The organism is Pedobacter yulinensis (genome assembly GCF_003029735.1).
Classification (GTDB): domain Bacteria; phylum Bacteroidota; class Bacteroidia; order Sphingobacteriales; family Sphingobacteriaceae; genus Pedobacter; species Pedobacter yulinensis.
The window spans coordinates 99,959-120,204 of sequence record NZ_KZ686268.1 but is presented as its reverse complement, the minus strand read 5'-3'; the positions used below and the strand labels follow the sequence as shown (position 1 = coordinate 120,204).

The following is a 20,246-nucleotide window of genomic DNA, read 5'->3' as shown; positions in this document are numbered from 1 at the left end:
TAAGTTAAAAAAATGCGCAAATAATTAATTTTTAGTTTAAAGTTGCTCTTAAGCTAAATCCGAAATTGCTGAAAGAAGTGTTAAAGGCCTGCGACGTATAGGGGCGGGTTACGTTCGAATCATAAAATAACCTGACATTAAATCGCTGGTTAATAACGTAATCAATATTCGGGCGCATCGTAATGTTTTTTGCGCCGGCAGAAACTTCGGCTTCGGCCACGTCAGCCCGGTAAATGACAGTCTTGTTGTCGCGAACGGCTACGTCTATGCGGAAATTGATGTTGTTATCCATCTTGAGCTGCTTGAACAGCCCGAATGGAAAACGAAATTTGTTGGTGCGGTAACCCAGTCCGAGAACAATGTTATGTTCTGAAAACTGTGCCAGCTGGCTATTGGCAAGGCTTAAGCCCAAGAGCCTTTCCCGGTTGATCTCGAAAGAAGCGGTCAGGTTATTTCGCAGTCGGGTATCGATTCCCACCAGCGGTACAAAACGTTCAGAGATGGCAACTTGCGAAAATTGATATCGCGGTAAAAAGTTGCGAGCCTCATCGCGCGCGTTCGGAAAACCGTTCGATTCCGAATAGCGCAGCAGGGTATTGAATGAGCCCACGCTGTACAATGAACTGTAGCCATGCTTAATGTCAAAAGACGTGAACGTCTCGGCCAGGAAGGGGATCTTTGACAGGCCCCCGTAAGTGAGCGACCAGTTCGGCAATGGAATCTTCGGGAAAGCGTTGAGACGCGAAGAGCCAGGGTCTGCTCCGGTATACGCCGCAAGAAAGGCGCCGACTACGACATCCTGTGCGTTCTGACCATAGCCGTCGGCAAAACCGCCGCTGGCTCCTGCGGAATTTGGGTTCATGGCACCGAGCCGGCCCGAGATCACCGCGCGGTTCGCCATAAAGCGGTTAAAAAGCCCCGATACGAGTCCGCCGGGTTTTTCACTGAATGCTGTGCCCAGGGCAATGAAAGACACACTGTAATCGCCGGTGGTCTGGGCCCCAAGGTCCCTGAAAGAGGCGGCCGAAGGATCGAACCGGAAGTTCGAGGAAAAGTTCCTGGTCTGGTTCCTGGTTGCGGTTATCTGGATGCGAAGGTCGCGCAGCGGTTCGACTTGTCCGGTCAGACTAAAATTCTCTTTGAGCGTATTGACATACAGCTGCGACTGCAGTGTATCTCTGGTGAGCCAACCGCTGCTCATGGCCATTGAACGGATGTCACGCTGGCTTCCGAACACAAAACCCAATCCTGGTGCACCCATGTCATCAATGCCGAAATAACGGCTTTCGGGTAAATAGCCGGGCAAAAAGGTACCTCTTACCTCAGTATAAGCTATGTTCACACTCTTGAGCGATGTTGCCAGTCCGGCAAGGAACCGGGCCATTGGTTTGGCGTCTGGCGCAGCCGCTTTTCTCAGTGCGGGGAACTTGTTATAGAGTTTGCTGAAACCAAGGGTAGGGTTGAGCTGAATGGTGCGCGAATTTTGAACAGTGTTGCCAAGGTCAATGCGCGGATCGCGGAGCGTAGAAAGCGGTTCGGTCTGCCAATTGAAATTGGTGCCGTAACGCGCCGCAAGCTCGATCCAGTCCAGCCCAGGGATCTTGGCAATGGGTACTTCATATGTTACATTCAGGGTGTGGTTGTAATTGGTCGTCCGCCCCAGGCGCAGCAGGTTCTGCCAGACGGTGTCACGTTTCAGCCCGTTAATGCGCCCCTCAGGTTCGTCTATGATCGAGTAATTGGTGGCATTGAAATCGAGCGTAAGCGATTTGGTCAGTTTCCATCCAATGCCGTAAACCCGGGTTACCTGGAAGTTTTTGTTGAAGGTGGTCTGAATTGGAATAAAGTTATTCGGATCATTATTTCGCAGGGTATTCTCAGCATAATACCGGTCCAGATCGATCCTGAAGTTGATAAAGTTTGGCCTGAGTGTAAAGTTCAGGTCTTTTAAAATGGCCAGCAGGTTGGATTTGATCAGTTTATCGAAGGGCTGGTAGTTGCGGGCATCGGCCGTGAACGTATAGGCCAGGCTGCCGCGAAAGCTGTTTTCAATGCTGCTTTCATTGATGAAATCGCGGTGCTGGTATTTTGCAAAGCCATAACTGACGCTCAGGTTCTCAATATCCCAGAGCCTTGCGGGTTTATTCGGGTCAGTTCGCTCTTTGTGAACGTTTGTAAAACTCAGGCTGCGGCGGGTCGTAAAATCCTGCGAAAAATTAAGGATCGAATCGCGTTGCTGCCTGTTTGATCCCTCGAGCGCGTTCTTTAATTCAATATCTGGTGTTCGGGGATTGAACTGTGGCGTGCTGATTTGCGATGAATAGCTTGCGAACATGGGGATACTGATACCTGTTTTCTGCGGAAAAAATTTTCCCAGTTCCATGTTCGAATTGATATCGAAGAAAAGGTTATCGGCCCGGTTCCTTTCGCTCACCCGGCGGTCAATCGACCCGAAGCCAATGGTCGACTTGCTTCCTGAAACGTTCAGGTCGCCCAGGTCTGCCAGCTTGGCGTTCATGCGGGCTGTGGCGGCCCAGCCTCCGCGTTCATCAAATTCGGTTAGCCGCAGTTCGTTAAACCATACCTGCGCCGTTTTGTCGAGGCCGTCATCGCCTGCAGGGCTGGCCGGGTTGCGCAGCGGATTTTTAACGCCTAGCATGATGATGCGTACCTTACTCATATCCGGCTGTCCTTTCACAATCACCACCTGGCCATTGGCCACGTACCTGTAGGGCAGGTTGATCGGCCAGGGCTGCCCGTTCAGCTGAACGGCATTATTCCGCGCCACTTTTGCCTTTTGAAACAGTTCCAGCTCCAGGTCCATGCGGTTCGCGTCGGGCCAAATGGCCCCTGGATCGCTGGTGCCCGGGCGCGTTACTTTTAGCGGAAGACTGTATTCATAATAGTTATCCTGGTTATCTGTTCCGATGCGCAAAAACGCCCAGATATCGTTGTCATTCAGCGGTGTCGCACCACTTGCCTCCGCATGAATGAACATCGCAAGGCGGCGGTATGACCTGAAATCATTGATGGCCGTCTTGAACGTTGCGCGGCCGTAACCATCGCGCAGGTCACGTACATTAAACACCAGCGACTGTTCATTCTGTCGCGTGTCTCCGCGAAAATTACTGAAATCCTGCTCACGTTCTATCCCGGGCGGCAGCACATAAGGAATCGGGCTTCGCCTGCCGTTCTCTTCAATGTTGATGGTGGCTACCTCGATTACCGAGTTGTCCGGTCCGGGGCTTTGCAGCGCCGGGTCGGTGATCACCTTATCGGCTTCGTTCTTTGCATTATATTGTCTCCAGTCGCCCCTTACCAATTGCAGTTTGGCAAACCGCAAAACCGCCGTATCGGCAAAATTGGTCAGAAACATCCTGAAGAAACGGATCGATTTGAAGTCCTGGATGTTCCCTACCTTCTGGTCGTATTGTGCCAGCGGCACCCTGAACTGGTACCAGGTTACCTGTTTGTTCTGCCCGTCGGGCGTTTGTACCCGCGTAACGAGTTTGTCAGTCACATATCCGTCGCCGACAGACATGTTTGGCACCAGGCTCACCTTGTACTGGAAATACTCGTCAGACTGGGTCATGTTGTTGTCGCGGTTTACATCTTCGCCATCCGGCAAGGCCGTGGCGGCAGCATTGTCTACACCAAGGTCCTGCTGCGCCTGCTGAGGTGTTTTAGAGTTGCCCTCGGTGCCGTTATATTTTTCATAACGCTGCAAAATGTTTGCGTTTACCTGGTCAAGCGCTGGTCCGCGGTAGTACACAAAGTCATCAGAGGAAGGGTCGTTGTCGAGACTCTGCGCCGCGCCGGGGTTCAGCTGCGCCCGGATCTGTGCCAGCGGATTGGCAAACTTGGTCAGTTCTGTCTGATTGTTCAATCCGTCGAGCCCCACATCCTGCGCACGCCGCGCATCGGGGTCATTGTCAAAAGCCTGCACCACTGGCTGGAGTTTCGGTACGCGGCCCCAGTTGGTTTCATCGTAACGTGTCGGGTCGCCATTGGCAGGAAGTCCGTTCTCCAGCGATTTGCGCCCGTCTTTTAAAATATCTTCAGAAATATTTCCCAGGTTAAAATACAGGTCGCCACCCTGCGATGCAGGTTTGTTCATAAACGGGTCCATGAGCCAGAACTCAATGTATTCAATGTTGAGCGATTCGAAATCGTTGGTTTCAATGCGTCGGTACATACCACCCCAGCGCGACCGCGGATTGGTCAGGCTGCCATCAGGATTGAAACCTGTGGTTACGTAATTGTACGGACCACGAATGCTCGGGTAAAAGGCCACATCAAGTGTCGGCAGTTGCAGCGGCTGCCCGGTAGCGATTTGCTTAAAGGGGAACACTTCATTTTCCCGCACCTCGCGCGTATAATGGTCTGAGCGCAGCGCAGCATTGGTGCGGATGTTGGCTGGCGTGAGCGAGGAGGGTGTAAAAAAAATAGGGTCAATGTTATAAAAGGCCAGGCGGGCACGGTTGTAGCCGTAACTCAGGTCGTTGATGCGCTGGGCTTCAGGAAAAAGCTGTGGTGTGCCCGATATCTGCCAGCTAATGGCCCCTTTGAGGTCGATGATTGAGCGGGATGCTTCGAAATCGTCCAGGTAACTGGTGCCGCCCCGGTCGCCGGCCATGTTCAGCGCGCGCGAGTGCCCTGGAACCAATTGGGCAAATTCGCCTGAAAAGGTAATGTTTGAAGGCGCTTTGGTCGAAAGAAAAGGCAACTTGTCAATGAGTTTGGTGAGAAAGCGCGACTGTGCGTTGTAATTCAGGTCGAGACCCCAGATGGTGTTGGAAATGGGCTCCTCGCCAATGTTGACCTTAGGCGTAATCGGCTTTTCGCTGAGGTTCATGATGGTGCCGCCCAGGTTCAGTTTGCTGTTTACACGATAATCGAGCCGGGTTCCGAAGAGGCTGCGCTGCTGCACGCCGAACAACTCGTTGTTTTCGGTCGTGATGCGGATTGGCTGGCCAGATGTCAGCAGGGCGGTGTTCAGGATCTTGACGCGCCCGCCCATATAATCGACTGTGAAATCGGTGCCTTCCTGCAGCGGAATATTCCCTGCAAACACCCGCACCGAGCCCTGTGGGACATTGAATGTATTCAGGCTGAAGTCTGAAGAAACTTCAGACTGGTACGTGCCGCTGATGATGTACCGGTTTTGTTTGGGGAAAAGCTGTTTGGCAATGACCTGGGTAGAGTCATACAGCGCAGGAAAAGTATATTTCTGGATCAGCGACTGCTCGCCCGGTGCGAACCGGGCCGCGAGGTCTGCGCCGAACGGCTCGATAACCGGGAAAATAAGCCTGCCGTTCAGGGGATCGATCGTGACGTATCCCTTCACCGTGTTGTCTATGGCCGGATTGCTGCCGGTCTGGCCGGTGCCGCCGCCGTAGCCACCGCCACTGTAGCTGTTTCCATAAGGGCCGTATGTGCTGCCCAGCGGATTGGCCATGGCAATAAAATCGAACACACCGTCGGGCTTTTGTTCCTGCTGCTGGTTCAGGCGGTCAAGCCCGGTCAGGTTAATGAACTGTTTATTGCCCGTGTTCTGCCCTTCTGTAACCAGCGGCTTTTCCACGCCCGAATTGTCATCTATGCGGTAAATGTTTAGTTTAAAATTCTGACTGCCAATCTGATACCCGCCCAGCAGGTAAATGTTTTTCATCATCAGGTCCCAGGTCGGCAGGTTGATCTTCATTGTCTCATTCTTCAGCATTTTCGTGAACAGCACTTTCGGATTGGCCTGGTCAAAAGACACATCGGTCGAAAATTCACCCACCTGGTATTCCACACCGTTATAAGTGTAACGATAAGCTACGGTGAGCACCTCGTCTGCGTTTAAAGGGTTATTGAGCGAAATGTATCCCAACTGCGGCTGCAGGATGTATTCGCGCTCATTCAGCCTGCGTGCGTACGTAAGTTTGTTGAAATTATCTGTCGCCCCGTTGGCCTGGAAATAAGCAATGACATCGTTTGAGTTGCTGAACCTGGCACCTGCAGGCAGATTGGTAAGCAGGTTGTTGGACTGCGGTATGCCGGCTGCACCGGCAAAGCCCGAAGGAACCAGCGAATAACCCGGCCCGCCCTGGATCTGCGCGGTATTGTAAGGGCTGTTTTCGCCGAGATCGAGCAGGGCAAGCACATCGCGCGAGTCCTGTGTCTGGCTGCTCTTGTTGGTGATCCAGACTTCGATCTTCGTGATGTTTACCGGCGACAGGATGTTCGGGGCATTGGCCAGCGCCTTGTTGTAATTGTTTCGGAAAAACTGGGCAAGGAAAAAGTGTTTGTTGGCTTCATAGTTATCGCCGGTAATGCGAAATTCATTTTGCTGGGCGCCATTGGTGATCTGAATTTCTTTCGACTGCGATTTTTGCTGGCTGAAGACGCTGGTTATTCCCAGCTTACCGAACTGCAGCTGGGTCTTGATACCGAACAGGGCCTGCGTGCCCGAGATCAGGCTGCCGTTGAGTGGCATGCTTACGTTTCCCGCTTCTATTTTTTTAATGATTTCGTCGGGTGCGCCGGTATAGTCCAGTTTGATCTGGTTTTCAAAATCGAATTGCGCTTCGGTATTGTAATTGGTCAGCAACTTCAGCTTGGTGCCGATATTGCCCACCAGGTTCATCTGGATGCGCTGGTTGAAATCAAAATTGGTCTGAACGCGCTGTCGCTCGTTGAACAGGGGATTCTCGTTGCGGTTTACACGGCCCAGAAAGGTAAGTTCGGCTTCGCCGCGTGGCTGGATATCGATGGTCGTGCCCCCGAAAATGCGCTCGAAAGATTTGCTGTTGATGCGCACCGCCGGGATGATACCGGTCTGTCTCACCTCGTTCAGCGTCGAGTCTGAAAAATTGCGCCAGTTTGCCGTTTTGATCTCGGCCGTAAGCAGGCGCTGGTACTGGTCTATGGTGAGGTATTGCGGCATGGCCACCTCGCGGCCACCGATCATTTGCCTGATCACATAACGTTTGTTTTCGGCATCAAATTCGACCACCCTGGTTAGATTTCCGGGTAGCGGCGAGAATGTGTTTCCCTTACCAAAGCCAAAAGTCTTCCTTTCCCTTAAACTAAACGTGTTTTTAAGGGTATCTGCGGGTGTTTTCGTTTGCGCAACCTGCGCCTGCAACGTCTGGTTGCCAAAAACGAGAAGACACAGGATGACCAGGCAGGTAAAGACTCTTCTCAAGCGGCTAACAATTACAGACTATAGGCTTTTCAGCGCGGCTTTGATCAACTGTTCAACAGACATTTCTTCATTGGTTTTAGTTATTATGGTTTCGAGCGCTTTATCGGCTGCATTGCGCGCAAAGCCGAGCATAACGAGGGCAGACAACGCTTCCTCTTTCCGTGTATGGTGTTGCGGAACAGATATCAGCGCGTCGGGTCCTTCTTTCTTTAGTTTGTCCTGGAGCTCGAGTACAAGCCGTTGTGCAGATTTTGCACCGATGCCTTTGATGCGCTGAATAAGCGGCAGGTCGCCCCTGATGATAGCGGCCTGGATCTCGGCGGGTGTGATGGAGGAAAGCATCATGCGCGCGGTGCCTGCGCCGATGCCTGATACCGAGATCAGGTGAAGGAACAACTTGCGTTCACCCTCATCGGCAAAGCCATAAAGGGTATGCGCATCTTCCTTCACCTGGAGCCAGGTATATAATTTCTGACGCTCGCTGTCTTTGAGCGCCGCGTAGGTGTTCAGCGATATATTGATGTGATAACCGACACCACCGGTTTCAATAACAACATGCGTGGCAGATTTGAAAGTGAGTTTGCCATCAATATATGCGTACATGGTCTATGCTTTTTTTGTTGGTTTTTTGAATAAGCCGCCTTTTTTGCGTGCTTCACCTGCGGCTTCTTTGGCCTGGGCATCTACAACGGCGATGGTGACCATGTTAACGATCTCCCGCACCGAACTGCCGAGCTGCACAATGTGTACAGGTTTTTTCAGTCCCAGCAGGATCGGCCCGACCGCCTCTGCACCGCCAAGTTCCTGCAGCAGTTTATAGGCAATGTTGCCCGATTCAAGGTTTGGAAATACCAGTGTGTTTGCCGGGGCGTCTGCAAGTGCGCTGAAAGGAAAATTTTCTTTCATCATCTCGCTGTTGATTGCAAAATTGCCCTGCATTTCGCCGTCGACCAGCACCTCCGGATGCTGTTCATGCAGAATGCTTGCCGTTTTTCGCATCTTTTCAGGAACGGCACCTTCGTTCGAGCCGAAATTGGAGTACGACAACAGGGCTATCCTTGGCTTAATATTGAATTTTTTGACCGATTCGTCGAGCATCAGCGTAATGTCGACCAGTTCTTCTGCTGTCGGGTTGACGTTAACGGTGGTGTCGCCAAAAAAGACCGGGCCCTTTTTTGTCATCATCATGTACATGCCGGCCACGCGGTTCACGCCCTCTTCGGTACCAATGATCTGCAGTGCCGGTTTGATCGTTGCTGCGTAATTTTTGGTCAGGCCTGAGATCATGGCGTCGGCATCGCCAAATTCGACCATCGATGCGCCGAAATAATTTCGGTCGCGCATAAATTTGACCGCATCATTCAGGGAAACGCCTTTGCGTTGCCGTTTTTTGTATAAAGCATCGGCATACCGTTTAACGCGCTCTGTATCAAGCATCTGGTCAACGATTTCAACACCCTCCAAGTCCAATGCGCTATCGGCAATAATCTGCTCGATCTTTTCGCGGTTACCCAGGAGTACCGGAATGGCAATATTTTCATCTTTAACGATCTGGGCGGCTTTGAGGATGCGGTATTCATCAGCCTCGGCGAACACCACCTTCTTCGGTGCGGAACGTGCTTTCAGCGTTAGCTTGCGCATAATGGCATCATCGAGCCCCAGGCGGCGGTTCAGTTCTTCGGTATAGGCATCCCAGTCGGCAATGACCTTCCTGGCTACACCAGACTCGATCGCCGCCCTGGCCACCGCCGTCGATACGTTTGTCATGAGCCGGAGGTCAACCGGTTTTGGTATGATGTAATCCTTACCAAACTTCAAATTTTTTGCATTATAGGCCATGTTAACGGCTTCGGGAACAGATTCCTTGGCCAATGCTGCAATGGCTTTGACCGCCGCGATCTTCATTTCTTCATTGATGGCTGTTGCACGAACGTCGAGCGCCCCGCGGAAAATGTACGGGAAACCGAGAACATTGTTCACCTGGTTGGGATAATCAGAACGGCCTGTGGCCATAATGATATCTTTGCGTGTTGCAATGGCAAGTTCGTAGGCAATTTCAGGGTCTGGATTGGCCATGGCGAAAACGATCGGGTTTTTAGCCATAGACGCCAGCATCTCTGCGCTTACGCAATTGGCCGAAGAAAGACCGATAAATACATCGGCGCCCTGCATGGCTTCTTCCAGGCTGTTCAGGTCGCGGCTGGTCGCAAATTCAGCTTTGATGGGATCGAGATTGCTGCGGTCGGTGCGGATCACGCCGGTGCGGTCGCACATGACAATGTTCTCCTTGCGTGCGCCCATTGAAACATACAGGCGGCTGCAGGAAATGGCCGCGGCACCGGCTCCGTTTACAACGATCTTTACCTTGTCAAGTTTCTTTTTCTGCAGTTCGCAGGCATTAATAAGCGCTGCGGCAGAGATAATGGCCGTTCCATGCTGGTCGTCATGCATGACCGGGATGTTCATTTCTTCTTTTAAGCGGCGTTCAATTTCAAAGCATTCAGGCGCTTTGATATCTTCCAGGTTAACGCCCCCAAAGGTCGGTTCGAGCGCTTTAACGATCTTCACGAAGTCGTCGACATTGGTTGTGTCGAGTTCCAGGTCAAAGACATCGATATCGGCAAAGATCTTAAACAACAGACCCTTTCCTTCCATGACCGGTTTTCCGGCTTCGGGACCAATATTGCCAAGGCCAAGCACGGCGGTACCATTGCTGATCACCGCCACCAGGTTTCCTTTCGCCGTATATTTATAAACGTCTTCCTTATTGTCTGCAATCTGCAAACAAGGCTCGGCTACTCCGGGAGAGTAGGCGAGTGTCAGGTCGCGCTGCGATTGCGTGGGTTTGGTAGGGATAACCTGTATCTTGCCCGGCCGACCCTGCGAATGGTAATCGAGGGCGTCCTGCTTTCTATTGGTTTTGCTCATTTTTTTTCTGTTGTAGCCGGCAAAGTTACGACTAAAGATACGACACGGAAAGGATAACTTAAAGGTTGTTGGGGGCGGATTGATGTTAGTTTTTTCAGGTCAGGGCCCGAACATCGCTGAAAACAAGCCTAAATGGGGCTGAGTTGCCCCGATGTGTAAAGGTCTGGAAAGAGCAGGGGCAGCAGTTCCTGGCAGCGCAGGTCCGGCTTTCTGCTGTAGCCCCGGCTGCGCCCGGGGGCTGCCGCGCCGGTCCGGTTTTATGCGGCACAGCCTGTAGGGATACGAACGGACTGCCCACCGTCCTGCCTCATGCCATGTTGCTTCGCGAAGCCTTGTCTCTTAACGGGCTTTGATCTGCTCGAGTATGTCTTCTACATATTTGCGTTCATTGGCAAGCCGGGGCACTTTGTGCTGACCGCCGAGTTTGCCTCGTGCTTTCAGCCAGTTGTAAAAGGTGTTCTCAGGCGCATTGTGAACCGTAGGCCGCCGAAGGGCCATATCGTTGAACCGCTTGGCGTCGTAATCAGAATTGACTTCGCGCAGGGTGTTGTCCAGGACGTCGATAAAACGCTCGAAATGATCGGGCTGTTTTTCAAATTCAATGATCCATTCATGGCCGCCCGCATCATTTCCTTTGAAATAGATCGGGCAGGCGGTATAGTCGCGCACAATGGCGCCGGTCTCTGTGCAGGCGCGGATCATGGCCTTTTCTGCGTTGTCAATAATGACCTCCTCGCCGAAGGCATTGATAAAATGTTTGGTCCGGCCCGATATTTTGATGCGGTACGGCGACAGGGATGTGAAGTGGATCGTATCGCCGATCATATACCGCCAGAGGCCGCCATTGGTGGTAATCACAATCGCATAGTTCTTATTCAGCTCCACCTCGTTAAGCAAGAGCGTTTTGGGCTGCTCATCGTCCAGGTTTTCAAGCGGGATGAATTCGTAGAAAATGCCATAGTCGAGCATCAGCAGCATTTCGTCAGAATGCGGCTGGTCCTGGATGCCGAAGAAACCTTCAGAAGCGTTGTAGGTTTCCAGGTAATACATATCTGCCGAAGGGATCAGTTTCTTAAACTGTTCCCGGTAAGGCGCAAAATTTACGGCTCCGTGAAAATAAAGCTCCAGGTTGGGCCAGACCTCAAGCAGGTTGCTTTTGCCCGTCATTTCGAGGACTTTTTTGGCCAGCACGATGGTCCAGGTCGGTACGCCCGAGATATTCGTTACGTTCTCATGAATGGTGGCCTCGGCCATTTTGTCCATCTTCTGTTCGTAGTTGTCCATCAGTGCGATAGACATGTCTGGGGTGCGCATAAACTCTGCCCAAACCGGCAGGTTTTTAATCAGTACGGCAGAAAGGTCTCCGTAAAAAGAATCCGTGTTGAGCTGGTTAATTTGGTGGCTGCCCCCCAGAACAAGGCATTTTCCGGTAAAGATCTGGGTGTTTGGACGGTTGTTGCAAAAGATCGAGATCAGGTCTTTTCCGCCCTTGAAGTGGCACTCTTCGAGCGATTCCTGCGATACGGGAATGAATTTGCTGCGGTCGCTCGTGGTACCTGAAGATTTGGCAAACCACCGGATCTCTGAAGGCCACAAAATGTTCTGCTCCCCCTGCAGCATGCGCTCAATATAGGGTTTGAGGGTATCGTAGTTCTGAAGAGGAACGCGCTCACGAAACTGGTTTGGGTTCAGGATGGTCTTATAATCATATTTTTTGCCCCACTCTGTGTTTTCAGCGCTCGAAATGAGGTTAAGAAACCATTCTTCCTGGACCTCGTGCGGATATTTTATAAAAAGCTCAATCTGGTGAATGCGCTTTTTCATGATCCAGGCAAAGATGGAGTTGACAATAGCCATAGTTAGAATTTTTTTCTCCGCAGCACAAAGTTCGAGCCGAGGTAAACTTTCTTGACCATTTCATTTGCTGCAAGGACCTCGGGGGTTCCCGCTTCCAGTATCTTTCCTTCAAAAAGCAGGTAGGCGCGGTCTGTAATGGACAATGTTTCCTGCACGTTATGGTCGGTGATCAGGATCCCGATATTTTTGTGTTTGAGTTTGGCCACGATAGACTGAATTTCCTCTACGGCAATGGGGTCTACGCCTGCAAACGGCTCATCCAGAAGGATAAAGTTCGGGTTTGCGGCCAGTGCCCGTGCAATCTCAGTGCGGCGCCGTTCGCCACCCGAAAGCAGGTCGCCGCGGTTCTTACGAACCTTGTGCAGGCTGAATTCATTGATCAGCTCTTCGAGTTTTTCCCGCTGTTCTTCCTTGGTCATTTTGCTCATCTCGAGAATGGCCAGAATGTTGTCTTCAACGGTCAGTTTTCTGAACACTGAAGCTTCCTGTGCAAGGTAACCGATTCCTTTTTGGGCACGGCGGTACATGGGGTCTGTTGTAATATCTTCGTCTTCCAGGTAAATGGTACCTTCATTGGGTTTGATCAGGCCTACGATCATGTAAAACGATGTGGTTTTACCGGCCCCGTTAGGTCCGAGCAGTCCGACGATTTCGCCCTGGCTTACGTTGAACGACACATTGTTTACCACTGTGCGCTGTTTGTACTTCTTGACCAGGTTTTCAGCTCTTAATATCATGGGTTGTTTATCCGTTCTGCGGCCTGATGGCCTTTATATTGAGTTGCAAGCGTTTTTTATCCCTCCAGGTATTCTCCTCAATCGTGTAACAAATGGAAAAGGGCATACCGGTACGCAGCGCGGGCAGCATATCTGCCTGGCCGAACGCAATGGCTTCAAAAATAGCTGAATTTTCCTGTTTAACCGCGAGTCTCAGGTGATTTCCGCCGACCACTGCAGGCTCAAAAGCGGCCATCACGTTTACACTAACAAAGACTGGGGCCATGTTGTGCGGACCGAAAGGTCCCATCTGGGCAAGAATACGGGCGAATTTACCGGTAATCTGGGCCAGCCCAAGCGTGGCGTCAATGGGAATGACCGGCGTGAGCAGGTCTTCATTGATGCTGGCTGCAACAACCTCTTCAAATTTTTGCCTGAACGCTTCTACGTTCTCCCGGCGCATGGTAAGACCGGCAGCGAAACGGTGCCCGCCAAACTGGTCGAGCAGGTGTGCGCAGCCCTGAAGTGCCTCATACAGGTCAAAGCCGGCTACCGAACGCGCAGAGCCGGCTACATGTCCGTTCGCAGCGGTCAGCACAATTGTAGGTCGGTAATATTTTTCTGTTAGCCGGGAAGCGACAATACCAATAACTCCTTTGTGCCAGCTCTCGCTGTACACCACGGTGGTTTTTTGTTTCAGCATCAGCTCGTCGGCTTCGATCTGCGCGAGCGCCTCGCGGGTAATGTCCTGGTCAAACATCTTGCGCGCAGCGTTTTTATCGTTAATGAGCAGGCTTTGGGCTTGGGCGGCTACATTTTCTGCCGAAAGCAGCATTTCTACGGCGTGGCTGGCATGATCCATCCGGCCGGCTGCATTGATGCGCGGACCGATAGAGAACACCACGTCTGTCAGGGTATAGCCCCCGGTCTTACCGGCCACCTCCATCAGCGCATAGAGGCCGCGGGAAGGGTTTTCATTCAGTTTTTTCAAGCCATGATAGGCCAAAACCCGGTTTTCGCCAACAACAGGCACAATGTCTGCCGCGATAGCGACCATAACCAGGTCAAGGTAACGAAGGGGCAGCGTTTCGTCTAAGCCGAGCGATTTGCACAAGGCCTGGGTGAGCTTAAACCCGATCCCACACCCGCAGAGTTCTTCGAATGGATAACTGCAGTCGTTGCGTTTGGGGTCGAGAATAGCCACAGCATCAGGAAGGGCGGGCCCGGGAAGGTGGTGGTCGCAGACAATAAAGTCAATGCCCTTTTGCCTGGCATAAGCCACTTCGGCGACAGATTTTATGCCACAGTCTAGCGCAATGATCAGGCTCGCGCCATGCGCCTCGGCACAGTCGATACCCTTGTAAGAAACGCCATAACCTTCGGCATAGCGGTCGGGAATGTAATATTCCAGGTGCTCGGCCAGACCGGCAAGAAAGCTGTAAACAACCGTGACGGCGGTAGTGCCATCGACATCATAATCGCCGAACACCATTATCCGCTCTCCTGAGGCAATGGCGCGCCTGATGCGTGCCACGGCAATGTCCATATCTTTCATCAGAAAGGGATCGTGGAGGTGGCTGATCTGGGGTCTGAAAAAATCGCGCGCAGCGTCAAAAGAGCAAATGCCGCGCTGCACAAGAATACGGGATAGCGTCTGGTCGATGCCGAGTTCCAATGCCAGTTTCCCGACCTGGTCTTCCGAACATTCCGGCACAGGCACCCATCTTTTTTCCATATCTTTGTCTTGAAGAGTCGTAAATATACATTTTTTTAACAACCCTTATTTCCGTGCAGGTTTTCACATTATACGAAGGTTCCTACTCAGTAGATGTCAGCAAAAAGTTTATCCCCTTTGATCCTCAGAAGGATAACCCCAAAGACCGGCCGGCTTCGCTTTTTATTCATGTGCAGCCTTTTTTGATAAAAACTGCTGCACGGTTGTTACTTTGTGACACCGGACTTGGCTACAGCAATGAGCAGGGCGAAATGGTTCTTCACCAGAACATCCGCAATGCAGGCTTCGATCCTGCAGATGTTGATCTTGTGCTCATGTCGCATCTGCATTTTGATCATTCGGGGGGCATGGTCGATAACCGGACCGGTGCCATGCAGCTGAGCTTTCCAAACGCAGAATATGTTATTCAGAGGGGGGAGTGGGAAAATGCCTTTGCTGGCAAGTCATCCTCTTACCGCACAGAAATTTTCGAGTTTCTGCAGCGCAATGCGCATCTGACATTTATAGAAGGTTCGGGAACACTTGTTCCGGGGGTACATTATGAACACACGGGTGCGCATACGCCGCACCACCAGGTTTTTTTGATCGAGGACGGGGAGGAAAAAGTGTTTTTTGGCGGAGACGTTTTGCCTGAACCTGAAGAGTTACAGCGGCGGTTTATTGCCAAATATGATTTTGATGGCAGGAAAGCAATGGAATTGCGTGAAGCCTTCGGAAACCGGGCAGCAGCAGAACACTGGCAGTGCCTCTTTTATCATGGCAAATCGAAAGCAACGGGTTTTGTGAAACAGGCAGAAGGCAACTTTATAGTGTATTAACTTTTAGGATTTATTTTAAGCTTTTTCGTTTGTGAATTTAACTTAAAGTTGGTAACTTTAAAGAAGTTACCAACTTTGCAGGACTCGAACTGCATCCGGCGCAGCCGCAATCTCCTGGGTAGGCAACAAATCGGACTTAAAGCAGCAGGTAAGTGATATTCCGGATTCTGCCTGGTAACTAATCCAGCGCGTCAAAAAGTTCCTTGAGCCGTTCTATGGCGAGCGGCTTTGAGATAAAGCCGTTCACAATGGCATAGGTTTTTGCTTTTTCAATGTCGTTTTCATACACCGAAGAAGACAGCAGGTACATGTGCGGGTTTTTATCGACATTCATTTTCTCATAAGCTTCGATGAACTCCCAGCCATTCAGTACAGGCATGTTGATGTCGATCAGGATCAGGTCGGGAAAAGGACCGTTTGTGTCAAGCATTTCCTGCAGGTAATCAATGGCGAGTTTGCCGTTTGCCTGCGAGGCCATGTCTACGTCGTAGCCCGTTTTCTCAACAATTTTTTTGATGATAAAAATGTTGATGTCATCGTCATCAATTACAAGGAGATTGATTTTTGACCTGGCCATTGAAAAGTTATAATTAAACAAGAAAGCTCTAAAATGCAAAACAGCGCTGAAAAATTGCTGCTGTATCAAGCTTGTTGCAAAGTAAAGTAAATAAAAAAAGCCAGCAAAGTATTACTGGCTCTGCTTTCTAATAAAGCTAGTTATTTTTTTGCAACCAGTTTGACTGCAAGTTCAAATTCGTCGTAAATAAATTTATCGCCGAGGTCTGAGAAGAATGATTTAGATCCGTATTTAATATCAAATTTGGTTCTGTCCACAACGATTTTGTCTGCTGTAGCCGTTACCGTGCCATCACTTCCCCAGGCAACGGTAGCCGGAAAACTGATGCTGTTTGTTTTGCCCTTAATGGTAAGATCGCCGGTAATGTTAACCTTTCCTGCAGCTGCAGGGCTAACTTTTTTGATCACGAACGTTGAGGTTGGATACTTTGCCGACCCGAAAAAATCGTCAGCTTTGAGGTGACCTTCCAGGCGTGCGCTTTTGTCTGCGTCTTTAATGCTGCCCATGTCGATAGTGAAATTGCCGCCATTCAGCTTTTTACCGTTAAAGCTCAATGAGCCTGACTGCAAGGCAAGGGTGCCATTATGTGAGCCGCTTACCTTTTTTCCTATCCACGTCAGGGTAGATTTTTCGGTGTCTACTTTGTAAACAACAGGTGCCGGCTTAAACGCTGTCATGACTGCGATAACCGCCACCAGGAGAACTGTACTAATTGTTGATTTCATTTTCATTTTATTTAGACCAATGGAGCTAAGTACAGAAAAAAACGCGGTACTTATGCCACAGAATTTTAAATTTTCAAGGAGCAGGAGCGGCAGCCTTGCAATAAACAAAGCCTGGCTGTATTAAACTCAGCCAGGCTTCGCAATGATCAGGCAGATCAGGCTACCGTTTCTTCTGCATAACTTTCAAGCGGCGGACAGGCGCAGATCAGCGAGCGGTCGCCGTGGCTGTCATTCACCCGGCCAACCGATGGCCAGAACTTGCGGCTTGCCACGTAAGGCAGCGGAAACGCAGCCTGCTGACGGGTGTATGTATGGTTCCACTCGTTGGCTGTAATGACGCCCTGCGTATGCGGTGCGTTCTTCAGCGCGTTGTCTTTTGCATCGGCCTGGCCAGCTTCGACCTCTGCAATCTCGTTCCTGATCGCGATAAGCGCATCGCAAAAGCGATCCAGTTCGTGCATTGGTTCGCTTTCGGTAGGTTCTACCATCAGGGTACCCGCAACCGGGAAAGATACCGTAGGCGCGTGAAAGCCATAATCCATAAGCCTTTTCGCAATATCAGTGACCTCGATACCGGCATTCTTAAACGAACGGCAATCCAGGATCATTTCGTGTGCGCAGCGCCCATTAGCACCTGAGTATAGCACCGGATAGTGTTTTTCCAGACGAGCCTTCATATAATTGGCATTCAGAATGGCATACCGTGTGGCGTTTGTCAGGCCATCGGCACCCATCATGGCAATGTAGGCATGCGAGATGATCAGAATAGAAGCAGATCCCCACGGAGCAGAAGATACAGCCGGGATCGATTTTTCATTGTTGATGTCAATGACCGCATGACCGGGCAGGTAAGGCACGAGGTGTTTGGCTACGCCAATCGGACCCATTCCGGGGCCGCCGCCGCCATGCGGAATACAAAATGTTTTGTGCAGGTTGAGGTGGCAAACATCTGCACCGATCGTTGCCGGGCTTGTCAGGCCAACCTGCGCGTTCATATTGGCACCGTCCATGTAGACCTGGCCGCCGTTCTCATGAATGATGTTACAAATGTCAATGATGCTCTCCTCGAACACGCCATGGGTAGATGGATAGGTAACCATGAGGCAGGAAAGCTCATTTTTATATTGTTCGGCTTTGGCCTTAAGGTCTTCTACATCAATGTTGCCGTTTTCCATAGATTTGACGACAACGATCTTCATGCCCGCCATGGCGGCAGAAGCCGGATTGGTGCCATGTGCCGAGGCAGGGATCAGGGCTACGTTGCGGTGGTGATCGCCACGGTCCTGGTGGTAGGCACGAATAACCATGAGACCGGCATACTCGCCCTGCGCACCTGCATTGGGCTGAAGGCTCATGGCTGCAAAGCCGGTAATTTCGCTTAACCAGGCATTAAGTTCATTGAAAACGTTGTAATAGCCCAAAACCTGGTCTGATGGCGCGAACGGATGGATCCTGCCAAAATGAGACCAGGTAACCGGGATCATTTCTGCCGTCGCATTGAGTTTCATGGTGCAGGAACCAAGCGCAATCATCGAATGACATAACGAAAGGTCTTTTGCTTCGAGCGACTTGATGTACCGCAGTATCTCGTGCTCTGAGTGGTATGAGTTGAATACAGGGTGTGTCAGGTACGCAGACCGGCGCTGTAAGGCAGCCGGTATGACGGTATCCACATCGGCAATAACTTCCACCTGGTCTGAGGCAACGGCTTTCACCTTGGCGAAGATTCGGGCAAGGGTCTTTACGTCGTCAAAAAGCGAGGTTTCATCGAATGCGATGGTGACAACAGAACCCTGATAATGCAGATTGATCTCGTTGTCCAGACACTCTTTATGTATCGGTCCGACCAGGTCGCCCAGGTCAAAACGAATGGTATCGAAGAAGACAGTGTTTAATTGCTTGTAGCCAAGCTTCTCAAGGGTTTCGGCGAGTGAGATGGCCAGGCCATGCGTACGCTCTGCAATTGCTTTGAGTCCGGCAGGACCGTGGTATGAAGCATAGAACCCCGCCATAATGGCAAGCAGGGCCTGCGCCGTACAGATGTTTGATGTTGCCTTGTCGCGGCGGATGTGCTGCTCACGGGTTTGGAGCGCCATGCGCAGGGCATAATCATTATGGCTGTCGATCGTTACACCGATAATCCGTCCCGGGATAGACCGTTTGTATTCTTCCTTGGTGGCAAAGTAAGCAGCATGCGGCCCGCCGAATCCCATGGGTACGCCAAACCGTTGCGAGGTGCCCACTACAATATCTGCGCCCCATTCGCCCGGAGGGCTGAGCAAGGTCAGGCTGAGCAGGTCGGCAATGACAGTTAATTTGATGTTGCTGGCATGCAGGCTGGCTGCAAACGCTGTATAATCGAATACTTCACCATTGCCGGCGGGATACTGGATGGCGGCACCGAAGAAATCTGCAGTAGGTTCGAACGACTGATGATCACCGAACACGAGCTCGATTCCGTATGGATTGGCGCGCGTTTTCAGGATGTCGATCGTTTGCGGAAACACAAGCGAAGACACGAAAAATTTGTTGGCTTGCTGGTTTTTGCGCAGGCTGTATTGCATAAACATGGCTTCAGCGGCGGCTGTACCCTCGTCGAGCAGGGATGCATTGGCAATCTCCATTCCGGTCAGGTCAATGACCATGGTTTGGAAATTAAGCAATGCCTGCAGGCGGCCCTGAGCAATTTCGGCCTGGTAAGGCGTGTATTGCGTGTACCAGCCCGGGTTTTCCATGACGTTCCTCAGGATGACGCCCGGCGTATGCGTGTCGTAATAACCCTGGCCGATAAAACTTTTAAAAACTTTATTCAGCAGGGAGGTTTGTTTCAGGGTCGCCAGATAGGCGGTTTCTGATTTGGCTGCCGGCAGGTTCAGTTTGTCTTTCAACCTGATCTTTTCCGGAATGGTCTGGCTGATCAGGGTGTCGACCGAGTCAACACCGATTACTTGCAGCATTTCCGCTGTCTGCTCCTGATCTGGCGCTATGTGCCTCTTTTCAAATGCTTCCCTGTATTGGATGTTCAAGCCCATGATTGCAATAAATTTGCGCAAAGGTAGGTATTTCGGGCGTGTTTTGGGGAGTTCCGCCTCCAGATTTAGCGGGCGTATTTTAACCTGGAATTGTCATTTTTTCACCGACCAGCCGTTTTCCTTTGTGTAGCGAAGTTTATAGGTTTTATTGATAAACGTGCTGTTAAGTGTCTTGCTGTCGGCCACGGCAGCGAAGTCAGTTGGTTCTTTTTTGAGTGAAAGTGTTACCTCAGCGCGGTTGCTGCCCACGTTTTTAAAACTCACCGGTTTGTCATCGGCCAGACGGTAGGCAAAGACGCGTACGGTGGCACGGTCGCGGGCCTGTTCAAGCACCAGCGGGCGAGCCTGATCGGTGAGTTTAACCAGGTATGTATAACTGCTGTCACGGCTTAGAAATTTCTTTTTTTGCTTCAGCGGCTGAAGCGCAATCAGCCCCTTTTCAGCGAGCTCCTGGTACACTTTAAGTTTTTCGCGCTCTTTTGCCGAACTGAATTTCATTTCTCCATACTGAAAGCGGCTGGTCTCAAATTCCGGATTGCGTTCCAGGTAATCGGTCACGGCTTCGGCTGCATCACTTTCATTGATGGCAGAACGGTCTGCACAGGCAACCGCAATTGTAAGGATGAGAAAAGAAAAGAGCAGTTTTTTCATTGGTTTAAGTATATC

General features: G+C 51.0%; 11 protein-coding genes. 1 reads left to right on the top strand and 10 read right to left on the bottom strand.

Going from position 1 to position 20,246, the window contains the following annotated elements; all coding sequences use genetic code 11:
* Positions 1–31 precede the first annotated feature (31 nt).
* The 6 genes from sov to recJ form a co-directional block, all read right to left on the bottom strand.
* Positions 32–7,162, bottom strand: a complete 7,131-nt coding sequence (gene sov / locus C7T94_RS00490; RefSeq protein WP_456238435.1) for a T9SS outer membrane translocon Sov/SprA — start codon at positions 7,160–7,162, stop codon at positions 32–34.
* 48 nt (positions 7,163–7,210) lie between these two features.
* A complete protein-coding gene (gene ruvA, locus C7T94_RS00485; protein ID WP_107212621.1) occupies positions 7,211–7,795 on the bottom strand; it encodes a Holliday junction branch migration protein RuvA in 585 nt (194 codons plus the stop codon).
* A 3-nt stretch (positions 7,796–7,798) separates the two neighbouring features.
* On the bottom strand, positions 7,799–10,120 hold the full coding sequence (locus tag C7T94_RS00480; RefSeq protein ID WP_107212619.1) for an NADP-dependent malic enzyme: 2,322 nt from the start codon (positions 10,118–10,120) through the stop codon (positions 7,799–7,801).
* Positions 10,121–10,459: 339 nt separating this feature from the next.
* Positions 10,460–11,977: a GH3 auxin-responsive promoter family protein gene (locus C7T94_RS00475; RefSeq protein WP_107212617.1), complete on the bottom strand. Its 1,518-nt coding sequence runs from the start codon at positions 11,975–11,977 to the stop codon at positions 10,460–10,462.
* A gap of 2 nt (positions 11,978–11,979) precedes the next feature.
* The gene (gene lptB / locus C7T94_RS00470) at positions 11,980–12,714 is read right to left on the bottom strand and encodes an LPS export ABC transporter ATP-binding protein (RefSeq protein ID WP_107212615.1); all 735 of its coding nucleotides are present in this window, start codon (positions 12,712–12,714) and stop codon (positions 11,980–11,982) included.
* A 7-nt stretch (positions 12,715–12,721) separates the two neighbouring features.
* Positions 12,722–14,428: a single-stranded-DNA-specific exonuclease RecJ gene (gene recJ / locus C7T94_RS00465; RefSeq protein ID WP_107212613.1), complete on the bottom strand. Its 1,707-nt coding sequence runs from the start codon at positions 14,426–14,428 to the stop codon at positions 12,722–12,724.
* Positions 14,429–14,481: 53 nt separating this feature from the next.
* Between recJ and C7T94_RS00460 the strand changes: the two genes are divergently transcribed.
* Positions 14,482–15,246 carry an MBL fold metallo-hydrolase gene (locus C7T94_RS00460; RefSeq protein WP_107212612.1) on the top strand — a complete coding sequence of 255 codons (765 nt, stop codon included), beginning with the start codon at positions 14,482–14,484 and terminating at the stop codon, positions 15,244–15,246.
* A gap of 178 nt (positions 15,247–15,424) precedes the next feature.
* Here the strand turns inward: C7T94_RS00460 and C7T94_RS00455 are convergent, their stop codons facing one another.
* The 4 genes from C7T94_RS00455 to C7T94_RS00440 form a co-directional block, all read right to left on the bottom strand.
* Positions 15,425–15,823 carry a response regulator gene (locus C7T94_RS00455; RefSeq protein WP_107212609.1) on the bottom strand — a complete coding sequence of 133 codons (399 nt, stop codon included), beginning with the start codon at positions 15,821–15,823 and terminating at the stop codon, positions 15,425–15,427.
* Between the two features lie 140 nt (positions 15,824–15,963).
* A complete protein-coding gene (locus tag C7T94_RS00450; RefSeq protein WP_107214595.1) occupies positions 15,964–16,548 on the bottom strand; it encodes a YceI family protein in 585 nt (194 codons plus the stop codon).
* Positions 16,549–16,703: 155 nt separating this feature from the next.
* Positions 16,704–19,580 carry an aminomethyl-transferring glycine dehydrogenase gene (gcvP, locus tag C7T94_RS00445; RefSeq protein WP_107212606.1) on the bottom strand — a complete coding sequence of 959 codons (2,877 nt, stop codon included), beginning with the start codon at positions 19,578–19,580 and terminating at the stop codon, positions 16,704–16,706.
* Between the two features lie 93 nt (positions 19,581–19,673).
* A complete protein-coding gene (locus C7T94_RS00440; RefSeq protein WP_107212604.1) occupies positions 19,674–20,231 on the bottom strand; it encodes a hypothetical protein in 558 nt (185 codons plus the stop codon).
* Positions 20,232–20,246 lie beyond the last annotated feature (15 nt).

Bases quoted from the DNA above. Each gene is read 5' to 3' on its own strand.
- recJ (WP_107212613.1), bottom strand. From the start codon at position 14,428: ATGGAAAAAAGATGGGTGCCTGTGCCGGAATGTTCGGAAGACCAGGTC.
- C7T94_RS00450 (WP_107214595.1), bottom strand. From the start codon at position 16,548: ATGAAATCAACAATTAGTACAGTTCTCCTGGTGGCGGTTATCGCAGTC.
- C7T94_RS00475 (WP_107212617.1), bottom strand. From the start codon at position 11,977: ATGGCTATTGTCAACTCCATCTTTGCCTGGATCATGAAAAAGCGCATT.
- C7T94_RS00455 (WP_107212609.1), bottom strand. From the start codon at position 15,823: ATGGCCAGGTCAAAAATCAATCTCCTTGTAATTGATGACGATGACATC.
- C7T94_RS00480 (WP_107212619.1), bottom strand. From the start codon at position 10,120: ATGAGCAAAACCAATAGAAAGCAGGACGCCCTCGATTACCATTCGCAG.
- C7T94_RS00440 (WP_107212604.1), bottom strand. From the start codon at position 20,231: ATGAAAAAACTGCTCTTTTCTTTTCTCATCCTTACAATTGCGGTTGCC.
- gcvP (WP_107212606.1), bottom strand. From the start codon at position 19,580: ATGGGCTTGAACATCCAATACAGGGAAGCATTTGAAAAGAGGCACATA.
- lptB (WP_107212615.1), bottom strand. From the start codon at position 12,714: ATGATATTAAGAGCTGAAAACCTGGTCAAGAAGTACAAACAGCGCACA.
- ruvA (WP_107212621.1), bottom strand. From the start codon at position 7,795: ATGTACGCATATATTGATGGCAAACTCACTTTCAAATCTGCCACGCAT.